Annotated in this window: 2 protein-coding genes; both read left to right on the top strand. The window is 40.2% G+C overall.

All coding sequences use genetic code 11. The features are described from left to right. Positions 1-48 precede the first annotated feature (48 nt). On the top strand, positions 49-549 hold the full coding sequence (locus Q3O60_RS17620; RefSeq protein ID WP_305895232.1) for a transposase: 501 nt from the start codon (positions 49-51) through the stop codon (positions 547-549). Then, a partial coding sequence (locus tag Q3O60_RS17615) for an IS3 family transposase (protein ID WP_369812689.1) occupies positions 549-732 on the top strand: 184 nt, incomplete at its 3' end. The genes Q3O60_RS17620 and Q3O60_RS17615, both read left to right, overlap by 1 nt.

Here is a 732-nt window from a genome sequence, read left to right as displayed (position 1 = left end):
TGAAGTGACCCCCAATAGTTGGACATTCCAATTACTGGGGGTCTTTTTATGTCCAAGTATCAAAGAGTATTTAAACTTAAATTAGCACAACTTGCTGAACAAGAAGGTTCGAATTCTCTAGCTTGTAAGCACAATGTTCCAGCTAGACAAATTCGCTATTGGTCAATGGTTTATCGGATACATGGTGCAAATAGCTTTTTGCAATCAGACTACCCTTACACCGTTGATTTTAAGATGAAAGTACTAACCGCAATGCGTAAAAATGACTGGTCGCTTGGATATACGAGCGCCTATTTTGACTTGTCTACGCCAGGTATATTATTTCAGTGGCAAAAGCTTTATTCTCTTGAAGGTATTTCCAGACTTCATTCACAGAGAAAAGGCATGCCCTGTATGAAACATCTCTCTTCTGAGCCTAAGCCATCAGAGCAAATGACAGAAAAAGAGTTACGTGAAGAATTGGATTATTTACGTGCGGAGAATGCTGTCTTAAAAAAGTTAGAAGCCTTGGCTCAAGCGAAAAAGAAAAAAGCAAAGAAAAGACCTTAGTGGTCAATGAGCTTAAGGCGAAATTTAGCTTACGTCACTTACTTAAAGCAACCGGCTTACCCAAAAGCGTTTACTACTATCATCGCCAGGCACTGAATCAGGCTTGCCCTGATGAAGCGTTAAAGTCACAAATAGAGGCTATCTACCACGCGCATAAAGGCCGTTACGGATATCGTAGAATAA

Origin of the sequence: Alkalimonas collagenimarina (assembly GCF_030717845.1) — a bacterium.
GTDB lineage: Bacteria > Pseudomonadota > Gammaproteobacteria > Enterobacterales > Alteromonadaceae > Alkalimonas > Alkalimonas collagenimarina.
This window is presented reverse-complemented; position numbering and strand designations above follow the sequence as displayed.

Bases quoted from the DNA above. Each gene is read 5' to 3' on its own strand.
- Q3O60_RS17620 (WP_305895232.1), top strand. From the start codon at position 49: ATGTCCAAGTATCAAAGAGTATTTAAACTTAAATTAGCACAACTTGCT.